This window comes from Pseudomonas sp. 22189 (assembly GCF_052045635.1).
In the GTDB taxonomy this organism is placed as follows: domain Bacteria; phylum Pseudomonadota; class Gammaproteobacteria; order Pseudomonadales; family Pseudomonadaceae; genus Aquipseudomonas; species Aquipseudomonas parakoreensis.
This window is the reverse complement of the sequence record NZ_JBQEPG010000006.1, coordinates 23078-44026: the sequence shown is the minus strand read 5'-3', so window position 1 is coordinate 44026 and position 20949 is coordinate 23078. Positions and strand designations below refer to the sequence as shown.

The 20949-nt window shown below is 61.7% G+C and carries 14 protein-coding genes; 2 read left to right on the top strand and 12 right to left on the bottom strand.

From position 1 onward, the window contains the following. Positions 1-11: 11 nt before the first annotated feature. The 9 genes from gltB to ACTJKS_RS07875 all read right to left on the bottom strand — a co-directional run bounded on the left by gltB (position 12) and on the right by ACTJKS_RS07875 (position 13043). Positions 12-4457, bottom strand: a complete 4446-nt coding sequence (gene gltB, locus ACTJKS_RS07915; protein ID WP_108181450.1) for a glutamate synthase large subunit — start codon at positions 4455-4457, stop codon at positions 12-14. Positions 4458-4807: 350 nt separating this feature from the next. Continuing rightward, entirely contained in the window at positions 4808-6397 is a 1590-nt protein-coding gene (locus ACTJKS_RS07910; RefSeq protein WP_262947733.1) for an AAA family ATPase, read from the bottom strand. A gap of 10 nt (positions 6398-6407) precedes the next feature. Continuing rightward, positions 6408-7508 (bottom strand): 3-dehydroquinate synthase, encoded by a 1101-nt coding sequence (aroB, locus tag ACTJKS_RS07905; RefSeq protein ID WP_041074910.1) that lies wholly within the window; start codon positions 7506-7508, stop codon positions 6408-6410. 151 nt (positions 7509-7659) lie between these two features. Next, the gene (gene aroK, locus ACTJKS_RS07900) at positions 7660-8178 is read right to left on the bottom strand and encodes a shikimate kinase AroK (protein WP_108181448.1); all 519 of its coding nucleotides are present in this window, start codon (positions 8176-8178) and stop codon (positions 7660-7662) included. A 4-nt stretch (positions 8179-8182) separates the two neighbouring features. Next, entirely contained in the window at positions 8183-10255 is a 2073-nt protein-coding gene (pilQ, locus tag ACTJKS_RS07895; protein WP_262947732.1) for a type IV pilus secretin PilQ, read from the bottom strand. A gap of 13 nt (positions 10256-10268) precedes the next feature. Beyond that, positions 10269-10796 carry a pilus assembly protein PilP gene (locus tag ACTJKS_RS07890; RefSeq protein ID WP_262947731.1) on the bottom strand — a complete coding sequence of 176 codons (528 nt, stop codon included), beginning with the start codon at positions 10794-10796 and terminating at the stop codon, positions 10269-10271. Next, positions 10793-11416: a type 4a pilus biogenesis protein PilO gene (gene pilO / locus ACTJKS_RS07885; RefSeq protein ID WP_047290892.1), complete on the bottom strand. Its 624-nt coding sequence runs from the start codon at positions 11414-11416 to the stop codon at positions 10793-10795. Before pilO ends, ACTJKS_RS07890 begins: the two co-directional genes overlap by 4 nt. After that, positions 11413-11979, bottom strand: a complete 567-nt coding sequence (locus tag ACTJKS_RS07880; protein WP_041074918.1) for a PilN domain-containing protein — start codon at positions 11977-11979, stop codon at positions 11413-11415. The genes pilO and ACTJKS_RS07880 overlap by 4 nt, the downstream gene beginning before the upstream one ends. After that, the gene (locus tag ACTJKS_RS07875; RefSeq protein ID WP_041074920.1) at positions 11979-13043 is read right to left on the bottom strand and encodes a pilus assembly protein PilM; all 1065 of its coding nucleotides are present in this window, start codon (positions 13041-13043) and stop codon (positions 11979-11981) included. The genes ACTJKS_RS07880 and ACTJKS_RS07875 overlap by 1 nt, the downstream gene beginning before the upstream one ends. Positions 13044-13259: 216 nt before the next feature. Between ACTJKS_RS07875 and ACTJKS_RS07870 the strand changes: the two genes are divergently transcribed. Beyond that, complete coding sequence (locus tag ACTJKS_RS07870) at positions 13260-15707, top strand: penicillin-binding protein 1A (protein ID WP_198760172.1); 2448 nt, start codon at positions 13260-13262, stop codon at positions 15705-15707. 235 nt (positions 15708-15942) lie between these two features. Here the strand turns inward: ACTJKS_RS07870 and ACTJKS_RS07865 are convergent, their stop codons facing one another. From ACTJKS_RS07865 to rpmE, 3 genes are all read right to left on the bottom strand, one after another. Further along, positions 15943-17211 (bottom strand): malic enzyme-like NAD(P)-binding protein, encoded by a 1269-nt coding sequence (locus tag ACTJKS_RS07865; protein WP_198760314.1) that lies wholly within the window; start codon positions 17209-17211, stop codon positions 15943-15945. Positions 17212-17394: 183 nt separating this feature from the next. Further along, a complete protein-coding gene (locus ACTJKS_RS07860; RefSeq protein ID WP_440828813.1) occupies positions 17395-18177 on the bottom strand; it encodes a thermonuclease family protein in 783 nt (260 codons plus the stop codon). Positions 18178-18218: 41 nt separating this feature from the next. Beyond that, positions 18219-18434 (bottom strand): 50S ribosomal protein L31, encoded by a 216-nt coding sequence (rpmE, locus tag ACTJKS_RS07855; protein ID WP_041074926.1) that lies wholly within the window; start codon positions 18432-18434, stop codon positions 18219-18221. 289 nt (positions 18435-18723) lie between these two features. On the opposite strand from rpmE, the gene ACTJKS_RS07850 reads away from it, so the two are divergent. Next, positions 18724-20943, top strand: coding sequence for a primosomal protein N' (locus ACTJKS_RS07850; RefSeq protein WP_198760316.1), 2220 nt, complete (start codon positions 18724-18726; stop codon positions 20941-20943). Positions 20944-20949 lie beyond the last annotated feature (6 nt).

Below are 20949 nucleotides of genomic sequence, written 5' to 3'. Positions count from 1 at the left end.
TCAGGCGCATATCACTGCGGGTTGGCACGAGTGCTGGAAAGCAACGATTTCAGGTTGGCAGCCTTAGGCTTCACCAGCCAGAAACGACGCAGGTAGTCATCAAGGTTCTCGGCGAGTTCACGACCCCACTCGCTCTCGGTTTCCTTGACGTACTCGTTCAGCACGTTCTGCAGGTGGCTGCGGTAGGCTTCCATCGCCTCGCCGCTGATCCGCTGGATTTCCACCAGTTCGTGATTGACCCGGTCAACGAAGGTGTTGTCCTGGTCGAGCACGTAGGCGAAACCACCGGTCATGCCAGAGCCGAAGTTGTAACCGGTCTTGCCCAGGACGCAGACGAAACCACCGGTCATGTACTCGCAGCAGTGATCGCCAGTGCCTTCCACAACGGTGTGGGCACCGGAGTTACGCACAGCGAAACGCTCGCCCGCAGTACCAGCGGCGAACAGCTTGCCGCCGGTGGCGCCGTACAGGCAGGTGTTGCCGATGATGGCGCTGTTCTGAGTCTGATAGACGCTGCCCTTCGGCGGCACGATGACCAGTTTGCCGCCGGTCATGCCTTTGCCGACGTAGTCGTTGGCGTCGCCTTCCAGATACATGTTCAGACCGCCGGCGTTCCACACGCCGAAGCTCTGACCGGCCGTGCCTTTGAAGCGGAAGGTGATCGGCGCATTGGCCATGCCCTGATTGCCGTGCTTGCGCGCGATTTCGCCGGAGATCCGCGCACCGATCGAACGGTCGCAGTTGCAGATATCCAGATCGAACTCGGCGCCGCTGAGGTCATTGATCGCCGAAGTCGCCATGTCGACCATTTTCTCGGCCAGCAGGCCCTGGTCGAACGGCGGGTTGCGCTCAACGCCGCAGAATTGCGGTTTGTCCGCCGGGATGTGATCGCTGCCCAGCAGGGGGGTCAGGTCCAGGTGATGCTGCTTGGCGGTCTGGCCTTCGAGGACTTCCAGCAGATCGGTGCGGCCGATCAGCTCCTCGAGGGAACGCACACCCAGTTTGGCCAGCCACTCACGGGTTTCTTCGGCGACGTAGGTGAAGAAGTTCACCACCATGTCGACGGTGCCGATGTAGTGATCCTTGCGCAGCTTCTCGTTCTGGGTCGCGACGCCGGTGGCGCAGTTGTTCAGGTGGCAGATACGCAGGTATTTGCAGCCCAGCGCGATCATCGGCGCAGTACCGAAGCCGAAGCTTTCGGCGCCGAGGATCGCGGCCTTGATCACGTCGAGGCCGGTTTTCAGGCCACCGTCGGTCTGCACCCGGACTTTGCCGCGCAGGTCGTTGCCGCGCAGGGTCTGGTGGGTTTCGGCCAGGCCGAGTTCCCACGGAGCGCCCGCGTATTTGATCGAGGTCAGCGGCGAAGCACCGGTACCACCGTCGTAGCCGGAGATGGTGATCAAGTCCGCGTAGGCCTTGGCCACACCGGCGGCGATGGTGCCGACGCCTGCTTCCGCTACCAGTTTCACCGAGACCAGCGCCTTCGGGTTGACCTGTTTCAGGTCAAAGATCAGTTGCGACAAGTCTTCGATCGAGTAGATGTCGTGGTGCGGCGGTGGCGAAATCAGGGTCACGCCCGGCACTGCATAACGCAGCTTGGCGATCAGCCCGTTGACCTTACCGCCCGGCAGTTGCCCGCCCTCGCCCGGTTTGGCGCCCTGAGCGACCTTGATCTGCAGCACTTCGGCGTTGACCAGGTATTCCGGGGTCACCCCGAAACGGCCGGTCGCGACCTGCTTGATTTTCGAACTCTTGATGGTGCCGTAACGTGCTGGGTCCTCACCGCCTTCGCCGGAGTTGGAACGCGCACCGAGGCGGTTCATGGCTTCGGCCAGGGCTTCGTGAGCTTCCGGCGACAGGGCGCCCAGCGAGATACCGGCGGAGTCGAAGCGCTTGAGCACCGATTCCAGCGGCTCGACTTCACTGATGTCCAGCGGTTTGTCGAGGGTCTTGACCTTGAACAGGTCACGGATCATCGACACCGGACGGTTGTCCACCAGCGAGGTGTATTCCTTGAACTTGGCATAGTCGCCCTGCTGCACGGCGGCTTGCAAAGTGTTGACCACGTCCGGGTTGTACGCGTGGTATTCGCCACCGTGGACGAACTTCAGCAGACCGCCCTGCTGGATCGGCTTGCGCGGACTCCAGGCTTCGGTAGCGAGGGCTTTCTGCTCGGCTTCGATGTCGACGAAACGCGCACCCTTGATGCGGCTCGGCACGCCACGGAAGCTCAGCTCGCACACTTCTTCGGACAGACCGATGGCTTCGAACAGCTGTGCACCGCGATAGGACGCGATGGTCGAGATGCCCATCTTCGACAGGATCTTCAGCAGGCCTTTGGTGATGCCCTTGCGGTAGTTCTTGAACACCTCGTAGAGGTCGCCCAGCACTTCACCGGTACGGATCAGGTCGCCCAGCACTTCGTAGGCCAGGAACGGATACACCGCCGAGGCGCCGAAACCGATCAGCACCGCGAAGTGGTGCGGATCGCGGGCGGTCGCGGTTTCCACGAGGATGTTGGAATCGCAGCGCAGGCCTTTTTCGGTCAGGCGGTGGTGCACCGCGCCGGTGGCCAGCGAAGCGTGGATCGGCAGCTTGCCCGGGGCGATATGGCGGTCACTCAGGACGATCTGGGTACGCCCGGCACGCACGGCTTCTTCAGCCTGATCGGCAACGTTGCGGATCGCCGCTTCCAGACCGACGCTTTCGTCGTAGTTGAGGTCGATGATCTGCCGCTCAAAACCCGGGCGGTCGAGGTTCATCAGCGAGCGCCACTTGGCCGGCGAGATCACTGGCGAGCTGAGGATCACGCGCGAGGCGTGCTCCGGCGATTCCTGGAAGATGTTGCGCTCGGCACCGAGGCAGATTTCCAGCGACATCACGATCGCTTCACGCAGCGGGTCGATCGGCGGGTTGGTCACCTGCGCGAACTGCTGGCGGAAATAGTCGTATGGCGTGCGCACGCGCTGCGACAGCACGGCCATCGGCGTGTCGTCGCCCATCGAACCCACGGCTTCGTAGCCCTGTTCGCCGAGCGGACGCAGCACCTGATCACGCTCTTCGAACGTGACCTGATACATCTTCATGTATTGCTTGAGCTGATCGACGTCGTAGAACGCCGAACCGTGGTCGTTGTCTTCCATGGTCGCCTGGATGCGCAGGGCGTTCTTGCGCAGCCATTGCTTGTACGGATGACGTGACTTCAGACGGTTGTCGATCGCGTCGGTGTCGAGGATCTGCCCGGTTTCGGTGTCCACGGCGAGGATCTGGCCCGGACCGACACGGCCCTTGGCGATCACGTCTTCTGGCTGGTAGTTCCAGACGCCGATTTCCGACGCAACGGTGATGAAACCGTTGGTGGTGGTGACCCAGCGCGCCGGACGCAGACCGTTACGGTCGAGCAGGCACACCGCGTAACGACCATCGGTCATCACCACGCCGGCCGGGCCGTCCCACGGTTCCATGTGCATCGAGTTGTACTCGTAGAACGCACGCAGATCCGGGTCCATGGTTTCAACGTTCTGCCACGCAGGCGGAATGATCATCCGCACGCCACGGAACAGGTCGATGCCACCGGTAACCATCAGTTCGAGCATGTTGTCCATGCTCGAGGAGTCGGAACCGACACGGTTGACCAGCGGGCCGAGTTCTTCCAGATCCATCAGATCGTTGGTGAACTTGGTCCGACGGGCCTGTGCCCAGTTACGGTTACCGGTAATGGTGTTGATCTCGCCGTTGTGCGCGAGGAAGCGGAATGGCTGGGCCAGCGGCCATTTCGGCAGGGTGTTGGTGGAGAAGCGCTGGTGGAACACGCAGATCGCGGTTTGCAGGCGCTGATCGCCGAGGTCCGGATAGAACGCGGCCAGGTCAGCCGGCATCATCAGGCCTTTATAGATGATGGTCTTGTGCGAAAAGCTGCAGATGTAGTGGTCGGTGTCGGCGGCGTTGGCCACCGACGAGCGACGACGGGCGCTGAACAGCTTGACCGCCATGTCCTGATCGCTCAGGCCTTCACCGCCGATGTACACCTGCTCGATTTGCGGCAGACGCTCAAGGGCCAGACGGCCGAGGACGCTGGTGTCGATCGGCACTTTGCGCCAGCCGATCAGTTGCAGGCCTTCAGCGAGGATCTCGCGGTTCATGTTCTCGCGAGCGGCTTCGGCCTTGGCCGGATCCTGGTTGAAGAAGACCATGCCCACGGCATATTGCTTGGGCAGCTCGACGCTGAAGTTTTCCTGGGCCATCGCCCGCAGGAAGGCATCGGGCTTTTGAATCAGCAGACCGCAACCGTCACCGGTCTTGCCGTCGGCATTAATCCCACCGCGGTGGGTCATGCAGGTCAGGGCCTCGATGGCCGTTTGCAAAAGGGTATGACTGGGCTCGCCCTGCATATGGGCTATCAGGCCGAAACCGCAGTTATCCTTGAATTCATCTGGTTGGTACAGACCTGCTTTCATAGACACTTTCTCACCAGGCTGCCTCTTTACGAGGCAAATTTCTTTTCAATTCAACCACTTGCTTGCCGCGCCGAACGTACGCCGGCTTTGCGGGGGCAAAAGGGTGGTCATTGTACACAGCGACACAGACGCTCACAAATTTGACGACGAAATGTCGCAAATTCATGTCGCATTTGTGAAAGGTTTAAAGCGATCTGCTGTGCTAGTCAAAACTTTTTTAATTCTGACTGCAACGACTCAAAGACTACTGTGACGCAGACACCACAAGGCACGCGGTCTGTAGAGACGGCGCGCACTTGTAGAAATTTTGAGGTGCTTGGAGAGGCGGCCTGGGTAAGGCCGCCGAATCTTCAGCGAGTTGTTGCCAGTTCCTGTTGGACGCTGGCGACAGTGCGAGGCCAAGGTTTACCAGCCTGAACCTTCGCTGGCAAGGCCTTGATGGCAGAAACGGCTGCATCACGATTGGCGAAGTTGCCGTAGGTGATCACGTAGAGAGGCTTGCCGTTGAGGACTTTCTTGAAATAACGGTACTCGCCGCCCTGCTCCTTGACGAAGTTTTGCGCGGTCGCTTCGGAGCTGGTGCCCAAGATCTGCACCACATAGTTGCTGGTCGGCTGACCGGCGTACCAGTTGCCACCGGCAGCCTTGGCCACGGTAACCGGCTTCTCGGCCGGTTTGGCGGCAGCAACAGGCTTGGCCGGCGCCGGGGCCGGTTTGGCCGCTGGCGCTGCCGGAGCAGGCTTGGCGGTGGCGACCTGAGTCGGTGCCGGGGTCGGCTTGGCCGCCGGAACAGGCACTGGCGTCGGCGCTGGACCGGCCGGAACACCTGCCGGTGGTGCGGAAGTCGTTACGGTTGGCGGCGTCGCGCTGGAACCTTCGACCGGCACGCCGTCGTCACCTTCGGTGATGCCGCCTGCGGCCTCAGCCAACGGGCCGCGCATTACCGGCTGCGAATTGCCGACCAGCGGCAGCGGCATCGGCTGGGTATTGCCGGCGAACTCGACGTTCGGCGCGCCACCCTTGGCGCCTTGGCCCAACGGCAGTTGTGCCTGTTCGTTGGCAGGTGCGCCGGTGGTTGGTGCCTTGTTGCGACCCGGCATCAGCCAGGCGGCGGCGACCGCGACCACAACGACGGCGGAAATCGCCAATACGTGTTTCTTCGGCATGTTGAACCCCATACTTGGACGCTTGACCGCAGAGCGGCTGGCAATCATGACTTCGATCAGTGCATCGCGAGCGACCTGGTTGATGTTGCCAGGCCAACCCTCCGAGCTTTCGTGAATCTCAGAGATCTGATCCGCGGTAAAAAGTTCGACACCCCGGCCCGCACCTTCGAGCCGTTGGTCGAGATATTCGCGGGTCTCTTCTTCGGTGTACGGCTGCAATTCGATGACGTGGAAGCGCTCTTCCTCAAGGTGCAAGGCCTCGAGCTGCGCGATCAGCGACGACTCACCGAACAGGAACACGTGCGGGCGCCCTTCCGGTGCACCGGCACCCAGCGCCATCAGCGCTTCGAGCGCGGATTCGTCGAGCTGCTCGGCGTCATCCACCAACAGATAGACTTCCTGCCCGGTCAGCGCCAACTGCACCACTTGCGCCAGAATCGCGCCGACCTCGGCCTGCCCAACGTCCAGCGCCTGAGCAACCTGACGCAGCACCCCGGCGGCATCGCCCGCTCCACGGGCCGAAACCACAACGCTTTGCACCGATTGCTTGTTGGTGCTGGCTACCAGCGCCTGGCGCAGCAGAGTCTTGCCGCTGCCTTGCGGGCCAGTGACCACCAGCAGCAACTGGCTGTAACGCGCCAGATGGTGCAGTTGCCCCAGCACCGGCTTGCGCTGGGCCGGGAAGAATTTGAAGCCCGGCACCCGCGGCGCGAAAGGGTCGTGACTTAACTGGAAATGGCCGAGGAACGCCTCGTCGGCATGCAAACTAGTCATCGGAATCTTATTAACCTTTAAGCTGAGCCAGAGCGCGGTAATCCGCTCCCAGCGTGGCCTGTAGAACCTCTTTCGGATAATCGGCGGTCACCACCGCTTCGCCCATCCGGCGCAGCAGCACCAGGCGCAGACGACCGTCGATCACTTTTTTATCAATTGCCATGTGTTCGAGAAAATCGGCTTCGGTCATTTCTTCCGGCGGGATCACCGGCAGACCGGCACGCTGGAACAGACGAATGCCGCGGTCACGTTCCTGCTCGCTGATCCAGCCCAGGCGCGCGGACATGTCCAGCGCCATCACGGTGCCAGCGGCGACCGCCTCACCATGCAACCAGACACCATAGCCCATGTGGGTCTCGATGGCGTGGCCGAAGGTGTGGCCGAGGTTGAGCGTGGCACGCACGCCGGTTTCCTTCTCATCGGCACCGACCACCGCAGCCTTGGCCGCGCAGGAACGCTCGATGGCGTAGGTCAGGGCCTTCTGATCCAGTGCGCGCAGGGCGTCGATGTTTTCTTCAAGCCAGCTCAGGAACGGCTCGTCGCAGATCAGCCCGTATTTGATGACTTCGGCCAGACCGGCCGACAACTCACGCGCTGGCAGGGTTTTCAGCGATGCGGTATCGATCAGCACGACGTTCGGCTGATAGAACGCGCCAACCATGTTCTTGCCCAAAGGATGGTTGATACCGGTCTTGCCGCCCACCGACGAATCGACCTGGGACAACAGCGTGGTAGGAATCTGGATGAAATCCACGCCGCGCTGATAGCAGGCGGCAGCAAAACCGGCCATGTCACCGATGACCCCGCCGCCGAGGGCGATGATCGTGGTGCGACGGTCGTGACGGGCGGTCAGCAGGCCGTCGAAGATCAGTTGCAGGGTTTCCCAGTTCTTGAAGGCTTCGCCGTCCGGCAACACCACGGAAATCACCGAGAACGGCGCAAGACTGCGGGTCAGACGTTCGAGATAGAGCGGCGCAACGGTCTCGTTGGAGATGATTGCCACCTGCCGCCCGTGGATATGCGGCGCCAGCAACTCGGGCTGATCCAACAAACCTTCGCCAATATGAATCGGGTAGCTGCGCTCGCCTAGATCGACCTTGAGTGTCTGCATGTGTCCCCACAGTGAAGATGGAAGCAGGCGTCCTGCCTTGAATTATTGGTTGTCTGCGACCTTTAGCTGATGTGACGCCGCTCGCACGCCATCCGCCACAACCTCGACGGCGGTGACAGGACGCCGAGGATAGCGCATTTCCGGCGGCGCTTTAACGGGGTGGCAACTGTGCCAGACGGTCGAGAATGTCGAGCACCACCATGCGCGGTGGCCGTTCGTCGGTTTCCACCACCAGATCGGCGATCTCTCGATAGAGCGGATCGCGGAGCTCCAGCAAGTCACGCAGGGTTTTCGCCGGATCGGCGGTGCGCAGCAAAGGACGATTGCGATCGCGCGAGGTACGCCCGACCTGCTGCTCGACGGAGGCGTGCAGATACACCACCCGCCCGCCCGCGTGCAGGGCCTTGCGGTTGGCATCGCGCATCACCGCGCCGCCGCCGGTCGCCAGCACCACACCGTCGAACGCGCACAGCTCGGCGATCATCGCCTGCTCACGGTCACGAAAGCCGGGCTCGCCTTCCTTGTCGAAGATCCACGGGATATTGGCGCCCGTGCGCAGTTCAATTTCCTTGTCGGAATCTTTGAACGGCAGGCGCAGCTCTTTGGCCAGCAACCGGCCGATGGTGCTTTTTCCAGCGCCCATCGGTCCTACAAGAATCAAATTTCGCACAGAATCAACGACTCACAGCAATCGCCTGGTTATTCATGATACGCGGAGTGAGAAATACCAGCAGCTCGGATTTTTTCTCCGAAACCACATCACGCCGGAAAAGGCGGCCAAGATACGGCACATCGCCAAGAAATGGCACCTTATCTACGACCTTGCTTTGAGTATTTGAGAAAACGCCCCCAATCACGATGGTCTCGCCGTCGTTTACCAGCACTTTGGCGTTGACTTCGTTCTTCTTGATCGGCGGCACATCCTGCACCTTGTTCAGGTAGTCCGGCTCGTCCTTGGTAACCTTGACCTCCATGATGATGCGGTTATCGGGGGTGATCTGCGGCGTCACTTCCAGCGACAGCGAAGCCTCCTTGAACGACACTGACGTCGCCCCGCTGGAGCTGGCTTCCTGGTACGGAATTTCGGTGCCTTTGAGGATCTTCGCGGTCTCCTTGTCGGAGGTGACCACTTTCGGCTGGGAGACGATTTCACCATTGCCGGTCTTTTCCATGGCGGTCAGCTCAAGATCGAGCAGCACATTGTCGGTGATGAAGGCGATGCCGATCCCGGATGTGTTACCGACCGTGCCCATGTCGACGAACGGCGAGTTGGTGCTGGTACTGCCCGGTGTGCCGATGGTGGTCGAGGTGCCGTTACTGACGCCGGAGGTGTTCCAGTTGCCCTTGTTCTGGATCGAACCGCCCCAGCGTACGCCCAGGCTCTTGTCGTAATCGACGTTGGCTTCGACGATCCGCGCTTCGATCATCACCTGACGCACCGGGATATCCAGCTGCGCCACGATCCGCCGCAGTTCGTCGAGGCGATCCTGGGTCTGGTAGGCAATGATGTTGTTGGTCCGTTCATCGACCGTGATTGAGCCGCGCTCATCGATTTTCGCTTCGGCGCTGGTCACCGACTGGAACAGCTTGGCAATGTCCGCCGCTTTGGCGTAGTTCACTTGCAGCAGCTCGCGACGCAGCGGCGCCAGTTCGGCGATCTGTTTTTGCGACTCCAGCTCCTGGCGCTCGCGGGCGGCAATTTCGTCGGCCGGCGCCACCAGCAACACGTTGCCGATCTTGCGCTTGTCCAGACCTTTGGTCTTCAGCACCAGATCCAGCGCCTGATCCCATGGCACGTTTTGCAGACGCAAGGTGATCCCGCCCTGCACCGTATCGCTGGCCACCAGATTGAGGTTGGTGAAATCGGCGATCAGTTGCAGCACCGAGCGCACGTCGATGTCCTGGAAATTCAGCGAAAGCTTTTCGCCGCTGTAGCTGTTGCGGTCGGCATTGCGCTTTTGCAGATCATCGACGGTCATCGGGCGGATGCTGACGGTCAGCTTGTTGTCGGTCTGGTAGGTGGAATAGTCGAACGTGCCGCTGGGCTCGACGGTGATGACCGCGCGATCGCCAGTGGCGGTGGCATTGACGAACTGCACCGGGGTGGCGAAGTCCTTGACGTCGAGGCGTACTCGCAGCCTGTCGGGCAACTGGGTGCGGGCAAAGCTGAGAATGATCTTTCCGTCATGCTCCTGGATGTCCGGGGCGATGCTCGGGTCGGAAAGGTCGATGACCACGTTCCCCTCCCCTGCAGTACCGCGCTGGAAATCGACGCCACGAATGGTTTTGGCGACAGGGGTGTAAGCCTTCGCCGGAGCCGCAACCGGTCGCGGCGCAGCAGCGGCAGGCTTTGGCGCAGCAGGCTTGGCGCCCTGCCCGACCACCACGAACAGATTGTTGCCCTCGACCCGTGAGGTATACGGCGTCAGTTGCGTCAGGTTGATGATCAGACGCGTGCGGTCGCTGGCTTCGACCACTGTCGCACTGCGGGCGTTGCCGCTGCCCAGTTCGCGGGTCTTGTTCGTCAGTTGGCTGGCGACACCCGGCAGGTCCAGGGCGATCCGCGCCGGCGATTCGGTGGTGTAGCCCTTGGGTTGCGGTGGCGGGCTATCAAAGGCCAGCTTCAACTCGACACGGTCACCCGGTAACGCCGCGACATCCAGCGCCTTGAGACTGGCCGCCTGAACCATCGGTGAAAGCAGCGCTATCCATAGCGAAAAACCGAGGGTGGAGAAAATCCTGTTCATTGTTCGACTTCCACTATGAGTGCTCTTTCAAAGGAATGGTGCGCGGGCGTTCCAGCCAGGCGCCTTCGCCGTCGGGCACGATCTCGACCACATCGACCTGAGTGGCGCTGATAGCGACGATGCGCCCATCGTTGCGCCCCAGGTAGTCGCCGACTTTCAACCGATGCACCCCGCCCGCTCCGCGCAGCAGCGCAAAGGAGCCGGAGGCATTGGAGATCGTGCCGACCATTTCAAACTGCTCGATGTTGAAACCTTCGAGGTATTGCTTGACCCGGTTGGGGTCGGGTTTGGCGTTGCGCGAGCCGCGCTGGTGCCCGGCCAGATCGACTCGCACCTGACGCGAGAACGGGCTGCGCAGGTTGGCCGCGCTGTAGGTGAACGTGGGATAGGAATGAAACGTCGGCGTCGGCTCGATACGGCCGGCCGGCCGCAAACGTACTTCGTTCATGTATGCGTCGAGGTCACTGAACTCGTCACTGCTGCCGCAACCACTGAGGCCGAACAACAGCACTGACAGGGCGAAAAAACGAAACGGGGTCATTTGTCCAACCCCTTGTCGTTGTAGCGGTAAGTCTTGGCGAGGATGTTCATGCGCAGCTTCGTCCCGCCGTCGGGGCTGGCAGGTGCCAGTTCGAAATCGTGCAAGGTGACGATCCGTGGCAACCCGGCAACCCCACTGACGAACGTCGCAAGGTCGTGGTAAGCCCCGGTGACGGTGATCTGGATCGGCAACTCGATGTAGAACGGCTGAGTCACTTCCGGCAGCAGTTTGATCTCTTCGAATTCGAGGCCGCTGCCCAGCCCGGTGCGGGTGATGTCTTCGAGCAATCCCGGGACTTCGGTGTCGCTGGGCAACTGCCGCAGGAGCACGCCAAAAGTGTTTTCCATCTCCTTCATCTGCTGGGTATACAACTCCAGGTTGGCGGCCATGCGCGCCTTGCTGGCGAATTGCTCTTTCAAGGTGTCTTCTTCCTGACGCCTGGCTTCCAGCTGGTTTTCCATGTCGCTGATGAAAAAGTTGTAGCCAAGCGCCAGCACCAGCACCGCCAGGAACACTCCCGCGATGCTTTTCACCGCGGCCGGCCAGGAGCCGATATTGCTGGTGTCCAGATCGTTGAAGTCGATATTGCGCAGACTTTGCAGCCATTCGGACGGTTTCATTTGTCGCCCTCCGTCACAGCCGGCTGGGTCTGACGAACGGTCAGCTGAAAGACGTTGGCCTGGTCCACCTGACCGGCAGTCGTCGCTTTCACTTCATTGAGACTCGGCGCGTCGAACCAGTCTGAGGCGTCCAGATTGCGCATCAGCTCCGAAACGCGATTGTTCGACTCCGCCGCGCCGCTGATCGACAGCGTCTTGCCGGCCAGTTTCACGCTGGTGAAATACACCCCGTCCGGCAGCGTGCGCGCCAGTTGGTCGAAGATCCGCCCGCTGATCTGCCGGTTGCCCTGCAAGTCCTGGATGATGCGCATGCGCTCGACCAGTTGCTGGCGCCGCGCCTTGAGTTCGCTGATTTGCTTGATTCGTTCGTCGACCACGGCAATCTGTTTGCCGATGTAGGCATTGCGCTCGGCCTGCCGCTCGATGGCGGTACTGAAGATCTGATCGGCGATAAATACCGCGCCCACCGAGCCGACGAAGACCCCGATGAGAATCAGCAGGAAACGCTTGCGCCGCTCTTCGCGGCGTTCTTCACGCCAGGGGAGAAGGTTGATCCGCGCCATCAGTCGAAACTCCTGAGCGCGAGCCCGCAGGCGATCATCAGGGCCGGCGCGTCACTGGCCAGGGCCCCGGCGTTGACCTTGCTGCTCAAGGCCATGTCGGAAAACGGGTTGGCGACCTGGGTCGGGGTGCCCAGACGCTGCTCGATCAGGCGATCCAGCCCCGGTACCGAGGCTGTGCCGCCGGCCAGCAGAATGTGATCGACCGAATGGTACTGCCCGGAGGCGAAAAAGAACTGCAATGAGCGCGAGACCTGCTGCACCAGGGCGTCACGGAATGGCTGCAACACCTCGCTGACATAGTCATCCGGCAGACCGCCCTGCTTTTTCGCCAGTCCGGCCTGCTCGACGGTCAGACCGTAGCGGCGCTGGATTTCCTCGGTCAGTTGCCGGCCACCGAACAGTTGCTCGCGGGTATAAATGATTCGGCCGTTGTGCAGGACGCTGAGGGTGGTCATGGTGGCGCCGATGTCCACCACGGCGACAGTCAGGCGCTCCTGCGAGGCGGCCAATTGAGTGGCGAGCAGGCCGAACGAGCGCTCCAGCGCGTAGGCCTCGACGTCGACCACGCGCGCAGTCAGCCCGGCCAGCGCCAGCGCTGCCTCGCGAACTTCGACATTCTCCTTGCGACAGGCGGCCAGCAGCACGTTGACCCGCTCCGGGTTGCGTGGCGACACACCCTGGACCTCGAAATCGATGGCGACCTCGTCCAGCGGATAGGGGATGTATTGATCGGCCTCGATCTTGAGCTGGTTTTCCAGTTCGTCATCGGTCAGCCCGGCATCCATCTCGATGATCTTGGTAATCACCGCTGAACCGGCCACCGCCACCGCCACGCTTTTGAGCCCGGTGCGCGCCTTGACCAGTACACGGGACAAGGCATTGCCCACGCCTTCAAGCTCGGCGATGTTCTTTTCGACTACCGCGTTGGGCGGCAGCGGCTCCACCGCGTAGGCCTCGACACGGTAGCGGTCGCCCTGACGGCTGAGTTCCAGCAGCTTCACCGAAGTGGAGCTGATGTCGATCCCCAGTAACGTATCGGTCTTTTTATTGAAGAGTCCCAGCACTACCAATTCCCTATGACTTTCCGTGAGTTACGGACTCTGTAATACGTCTTGCGTTCCTTCATCACGCCTTGACAGAAGCGCAAATGACGCCCCCAGCAGAAAAGTGCTTATAATGCCCAGCGTTTTTTTCCGCTTTTTACTGCCGGCGCGGGCCGTTCTGTGTGTTACCGGAACCCTGTCGCCACCTTCATTCTTTGCCCTGGATGCTTAAAAGCCTTGATTCGTCTGCTGAAATTTTTCGGTTGGTCCATCGTCGCCGTTTTCTGCGGACTGCTTTTAGGTCTCAGCGGCGCGTTTCTTTACCTTAGTCCGGGTTTGCCGTCTGTGGAGGCGCTGAGAAGCATTCAGTTGCAGATTCCGCTGCGGGTCTACAGCAGCGACAACAAGTTGATCGCAGAATTTGGCGAAATGCGCCGTACTCCGATCCGTTTCGCCGACATTCCACCCAATTTCATTAATGCGTTACTAAGTGCTGAAGACGACAATTTCGCCAACCACTATGGCGTCGATCCGAGCAGCCTGATGCGTGCCGCGACCCAACTGGTCAAAAGCGGCCACATCCAGTCCGGCGGCAGCACCATCACCATGCAGGTGGCGAAGAACTTCTTCCTGACCAGCGAACGCAGCTTCTCGCGCAAAACCACTGAGATTCTTCTGGCCCTGCAAATCGAGCGACAGCTGACCAAGGACGAGATCCTTGAGCTGTACGTGAACAAGATTTATCTGGGTAACCGCGCCTATGGCATCGAGGCGGCGGCGCAGGTGTATTACGGCAAGTCGATCCGCGACGTCAGCCTGGCGCAGATGGCGATGATCGCCGGCCTGCCAAAAGCCCCGTCGCGCTTCAACCCGCTGGCCAACCCGGCGCGCAGCAAAGAACGCCGCGACTGGATCCTCGGCCGCATGTACAAGCTTGGAAAAATTTCCGAGGCCGACTACACCGCCGCGATCAACGAGCCGCTGAACGCCAGCTATCACGTACCGACCCCGGAAGTGAACGCACCGTACATCGCCGAAATGGCCCGTGCGGAAATGGTCGGCCGCTATGGCAGCGACGCCTACACAGAAGGTTTCCGCGTCACCACCACCGTGCCGAGCAACCTGCAGGAAATGGCCAACACCGCGTTGCACGAAGGCCTGATGACCTACGACCAGCGTCACGGTTACCGTGGCCCCGAGTCGCGCCTGCCGGGCAAGACCCACGAAGCGTGGGCCACCGAACTGACCAAGCAGCGCACCATCAGCAGCCTGGAGCCGGCCATCGTCACCCAGGTCGACAAGAATGGCTTGCAGGTGCTGACCCGTACCGGCGAAGAGCACGTCGCCTGGGACACCATGAAATGGGCACGCCCGTTCCTCAATACCAACAGCATGGGCGCCGCACCGCGCCAGCCGTCGGACGTGGCGCAGGTCGGCGACCTGATTCGCGTGCAGCGCCAGCCGAACAACTCGCTGAAGTTCAGCCAGATCCCGCAGGCGCAAGGCGCGCTGGTGTCGCTGGATCCACAGAACGGCGCGATTCGCTCGCTGGTCGGTGGTTTCGCCTTCGAACAGAGCAACTACAACCGCGCCCTGCAGGCCAAGCGTCAGCCGGGTTCGAGCTTCAAGCCGTTCGTCTACAGCGCTGCGCTGGACAGCGGTTACACCGCCGCGACCCTGGTCAACGACGCCCCGATCGTGTTCGTCGACGAGTACCTGGACAAAGTCTGGCGGCCGAAGAATGACACCAACACCTTCCTTGGCCCGATCCGTCTGCGCGAAGCGCTGTACAAGTCGCGTAACCTGGTGTCGATCCGCCTGTTGCAGGCGATGGGTGTCGGCAAGACCATCGACTACATCACCCGCTTCGGTTTCAACAAGCAGGACCTGCCGCCGAACCTGTCGCTGGCGCTGGGTACCGCGACCCTGACCCCGATGGAGATCGCTACCGGCTGGAGCACCTTCGCCAACGGCGGCTACAAGATCACCCCGTACATCATCGACAAGATCGAAAGCCGCAACGGCGACACGCTGTTCGTCGCCAACCCGCCGACCGTGCCACAGGGCGGCTCGGCGACCGATGGCATCGCAGCGCCGACGCCTCAGCCGATTACCGTCAACACCGCTGCGGTTCCGGGCGAAGCCCCGGGCGCTGCGGCTGCGCCACAAGTGCCTGCGGTGGCTGAGCGAATCGTCGATGGCCGCACCACGTACATCCTCAACAGCATGCTGCAGGACGTGATCAAGCTCGGCACCGGTCGCCGCGCGCTGGCCATGGGCCGCAGCGACATCGCCGGCAAGACCGGTACCACCAACGAATCGAAGGATGCGTGGTTCTCCGGTTACAACGCCGATTACGTGACCACCGTGTGGACCGGCTTCGACCAGCCGGAAAGCCTCGGCCGCCGCGAGTTCGGCGGCACCGTGGCGCTGCCGATCTGGATGAACTATATGTCTGCCGCGCTCAAGGACAAGCCGCCGCACGTACAGCCTGAGCCGGAAGGCATTCTCAGCCTGCGGGTGGATCCGGTCAGCGGTCGTGCGGCAACGCCAAGCACGCCGGGCGCCTACTTCGAGCTGTTCAAGTCCGAAGACACGCCGCCCTCGGTGAATGAGCTGGGCAACGGTGCCGTACCGGGCAGCCCGCTGCCAGCGGATGAGCAGGCGCCGATCGATCTGTTCTGATCCAGCCCAAGCAAAAAGCCCCGCCTTCGTGAGAAGCGCGGGGCTTTTTTGTGCTTCAAAGCAAGATCAAAAGATCGCAGCCTGCGGCAGCTCCTACAGAATCGGCGCCGATCCGCGAAATCGGCGGCCACCAAGGCCAACTGTAGGAGCTGCCGCGGGCTGCGATCTTTTGATCTGCCAAACAAAAAGCCCCGACTCTCACAAGCCGGGGCTTTCGTTGGAGCGCTACAACGGCTTAGCCGTTGAACACGTCATCCACGCTTTTCAGCGGGTAGTTCTTCGGATACGGCAGGGTCGCCACACCGGTCTCGATCGCAGCTTTCGCCACAGCGTCGGAGATCAGGGTGATCAGGCGCTTGTCCATTGGCTTCGGAATGATGTACTCACGGCCGAATTCCAGCGGCGCACCACCGTAGGCGTCGCACACGTCCTGTGGCACTGGCAGTTTGGCCAGTTCGCGCAGGGCGTTGGCCGCAGCCACTTTCATTTCTTCGTTGATGCGCTTGGCGCGAACGTCCAGGGCACCACGGAAGATGAACGGGAAGCCCAGTACGTTGTTGACCTGGTTCGGGTAGTCGGAACGACCGGTGGCCATGATCACGTCGCTGCGGGTGGCGTGCGCCAGTTCCGGGGAGATTTCCGGATCAGGGTTCGAGCAGGCGAAGACAATCGGGTTGGCCGCCATCGACAGCAGGCCTTCAGCGCTCAGCAGGTTCGGGCCGGACAGACCGACGAACACGTCAGCGCCTTGCAGAGCATCAGCCAGGCTGCGCTTGTCGGTGGTGTGAGCGAATACCGCTTTGTACTGGTTCAGGTCGTCACGGCCGGAGTGGATCACACCGGTACGGTCAACCATGAAGATATTTTCGATTTTTGCGCCCATGCTCACCAGCAACTTCATGCAGGAGATGGCCGCAGCGCCGGCGCCGAGGCAGACGATCTTGGCTTCCGGCAGGGTTTTGCCGGCGATTTCCAGGGCGTTGATCATGCCCGCAGCGGTCACGATCGCGGTGCCGTGCTGGTCATCGTGGAATACCGGAATGTCGCACTGCTCGATCAGAGCGCGCTCGATCTCAAAGCACTCAGGTGCCTTGATGTCTTCCAGGTTGATGCCACCGAAGGTGATGGAGATGCGTTTTACGGTGTCGATGAAGGCCTGCGGGCTTTCGGAGTCGACTTCGATGTCGAACACGTCGATGCCGGCGAAGCGCTTGAACAGTACGCCTTTACCTTCCATTACCGGCTTGGAAGCCAGTGGGCCGAGGTTACCCAGCCCCAGAATCGCGGTGCCATCGGAAATGACTGCAACCAGGTTGCCCTTGCCGGTGTATTTGTAGGCCAGTTCAGGTTTGCTGGCGATCTCACGCACTGGTTCAGCTACGCCGGGGCTGTAGGCCAGCGACAGGTCGCGGGCGGTAACGGTGGCCTTGGTGAGCTCGACACTCAGCTTCCCTGGACGAGGATTGGCATGATATTCGAGAGCGGCAGTTTTCAGATCAGACATTTTGGCATTCCGCTTTTTACTGTTGGACAGACTGGTCAGCGAGGATACGCGCCTCGCAAAGTCCCCACAAGACTGAGCGGTCACCCCTGTCAAGCGCCCTGTCCTACGACTTTGGGCCAAGAGCCACGGCGCACAAGGGCTGGACTGTTCACAATCGACATAAAAAATGTCTACAATTTTTCTTCAGCGCACACTTTGCAGCATCGATGGATCGGTCAACGGCAGCAGCCAACGCGGCTGACCCGGTTTCAACCCGCCACGCCGTGAACGGTCAACGACCCAGCCGCGAGCCTCGACCTGCCTGCCTTTGAGCGACTGCAACCGGGTATTGTCGAATTGTCCGAGCAGATTGGGCGCAACGCGCAGTACAACCGAGCCCTGCAACTCGATCCAGATTCCGCCACGATTGCGCTGAACCTTGCTCACACGCCCACTGACCACGGCGAACCCCGAAGCGCGGATATGCTCCGCTTTCAGTACAGGCGACTGGCGCCAGACCCCGCGCCCGGCGGTTCGTGCACGCTGTTCGGCGGCTTGCTGACAGGCAACCAGGTCGACATTCGGTGCCACCGCCACTTGAAAACCCAGGCCGTCGGCAAGCATTTGCGCTTCAAGATTGGCCCCACTTGAACTGTAGACATGCGCGAGGGTGCGACCGTAACGGTCTTTGGCCTGCTTGCCCGGCAGCAAACCGACCCGACCGCCGCTGTCCGCCACCAGTGCTTCAAGACGCTTGCGCGCCGCCACGGCGAAGGGCTCATCACTGCGGCCCTGCTTGCCCAGTTCCGGCGTGTTGAGACCGATCATCCGCACGCTGCGTCCATCGCTCAGGCGCAAGGTGTCGCCGTCGACCACGCGCTGTACCGCAACACTGCTCAGCCCTTTGGGCGCGGTGCAGAAGGCCTGGGCGCCGGACAGCCAAATCGCGGACACAAAAAAGGCGCCCACAAGGGACGCCTTTTTCATCAGCCTTGAAAAACCGTAGAGGCTTTCCAGGATGACCAATCTTACTTCTTGGCGCCGAAGGCACCGAAACGGTCGGCGAACTTCTGAACGCGACCACCGGTGTCCAGAGTCTTCTGCTTACCGGTGTAGAACGGGTGGCACTCGTTGCAAACGTCGATCGCCAGGGCTTTGCCGAAGGTCGAACGGGTTTCGAACTTGTTGCCGCAGCTGCAGGTAACAGCAACTACTGGGTAATCCGGGTGGATATCAGCTTTCATGGTGTATTCCTCAGGCTAGCGTGCCGCCACCCAACACTATTGTTGAATACCGCACGTAATTAGGCCGCGGATTCTACCAGACAATGTCAATCGCGCAAGCTGTCCCTGAGACCGACCGTCTGCTAGGCTCCCGGCCCATTGCGCTGTCCCTGTGGGAGCGAGCCTGCTCGCGAAGACGATCTATCAGCCAGCCTATCAGCCGCCTGACACACCGCTTTCGCGAGCAGGCTCGCTCCCACAGGTTATGTACGCAGTCCTTTTAATCGCCTGCTGATCGAGATCCCCCCGCGTGCCCGACGCCATTCTGCGCCTCGCCCTGCCTTCGCCCCTGCGCCGCCTGTTCGACTATCGGGCCCCGGCCGGGGTGCAGCGCGCCCAGTTGCAACCGGGCATGCGCTTGCGGGTGCCATTCGGGCGACGGGAGATGATTGGGATTCTGGTCGAGGTGGCCGACACCAGCGACGTGCCGCTGGAGAAACTCAAACCGGCGCTGGCCCTGCTCGATGTCGAACCGCCGTTGCCACCCGCACTGTTCAAGCTGTGCCTGTGGACGTCGCAGTATTACCAGCACAGCCTGGGCGACACCTTGAGCTGGGCGCTGCCGGTGCTGCTGCGTCAGGGCGAACTGGCGGAGACCCGTCAGGAGCGCTTCTGGTCCGTCGCGCCCGGCGCCAGCCTTGATGATCCGCGCATCGCCCGTGCGCCACGGCAACGGGAAGCGCTGGCGACGCTGGCACAGCACCCGCACGGTGTGGCTCATCAGTTATTGAGCAAGCTGATGCTGAGCAAGGACAGCCTCGACCTGCTGCTGGCCAAGGGCCTGGTGCAAGTGGAAATCCGCCGGCATGCGCCCGGCGTGCGCCATGAACACTGGCTGGCCCAGCCGGAGTTGCCACTCAACACCGAACAACGCGCCGCTTACGAGGCGATCCGCGCCGGGTTCGACAGTTATCACGCGTTTCTGCTGGCGGGCGTCACCGGCAGCGGCAAGACCGAAGTCTATTTGCAACTGATCCGCGAAACCCTCGAAGCCGGCAAGCAGGCGCTGGTGCTGATTCCCGAAATCAATCTCGGCCCACAGACCCTGGCGCGTTTCGAGCAGCGCTTCAACGCACGCATCGCCCTGCTGCATTCGGCGGTCAACGACCGCGAGCGCCTCGACGCCTGGCTCGCCGCGCGCGACGGCGAGGCCGACATTATTATCGGCACGCGCTCGGCGCTGTTCACCCCGATGAAGAACCCGGGGCTGATCATCATCGACGAAGAGCACGACGGCTCCTATAAACAGCAGGAAGGCCTGCGCTACCACGCCCGGGATCTGGCGCTGGTGCGCGCGAGACAGGAAAACATCCCGATCGTCCTCGGCTCCGCCACGCCGTCGCTGGAAAGCCTGCACAACGCCTACACCGGTCGTTATGGCCTGCTGCGCCTCAACGAGCGGGCCGGCGGCGCCAGGCAACCACGTTTCCTGCGGCTGGACGTGAAAAGCCGTCCGCTGGACAGCGGCATTTCCGGGCCGATGCAACAAGCCATTGGCCAGACCCTCGCGGCCGGCCAGCAGGTGCTGGTGTTTCTCAACCGGCGCGGCTTTGCGCCGACGTTGCTGTGCCACGATTGCGGCTGGATGTCCGAGTGCTCGCGCTGCGACGCGCGAATGACCGTGCACCAACGCTACGGCGAACTGCGCTGCCACCACTGTGGCAACGTCGAGCGCACGCCGCGCCAATGCCCCAAGTGCAATAAAGTTGATCTGCGCCCGGTGGGCGCCGGCACCGAACGCGCCGAAGAACGCCTGGCGATTCTGTTCCCGGATTACCCGGTGCTGCGCGTCGACCGCGACAGCACCTCGCGCAAGGACGCGATGAATCAGTTGTTCGCGACGATTCAGAAGGGACAGCCGTGCATTCTGGTCGGCACGCAAATGTTGGCCAAGGGGCATCACTTCCCCCGAGTTACGCTGGTGTCGATTCTGGATGCCGACGGCGGGCTGTTCTCCGGCGACTTCCGCGCCAGCGAGCGTATGGCGCAGTTGATCGTGCAGGTGGCCGGGCGCGCCGGTCGGGCGGAAGAGCCGGGCAAGGTGATCATCCAGACCCACCTGGCCGACCATCCTTTATTGGTGCAATTGACCGAGCAGGGCTACTTCGCCTTTGCCGAACAGGCGCTGAGCGAGCGCCGCGCTGCGGGACTGCCGCCGTTTTCACACTTGGCCCTGTTGCGTGCCGAAGCGCACAAACCGGGGCAGGCCGAAGGTTTCCTCGATGAGGCATGCAGCGCCGCCGAGCGTTTGCTGGCCGAGCAGAAGCTGGGCGGGATCGAACTGCTAGGGCCGGTGCCGGCGCCGATGGAGCGCCGAGCCGGTCGCTATCGGGCGCAGCTGTTGGTGCAGGCGGCAGCGCGGGCACCGCTGCATCGATTGCTCGCCAGCTGGTTGCTGGAGTTGGAGCAGATGCCGAGCGGGCGGGCCGTGCGCTGGTCGCTGGATGTCGATCCGGTGGATTTGTACTAGCAGATC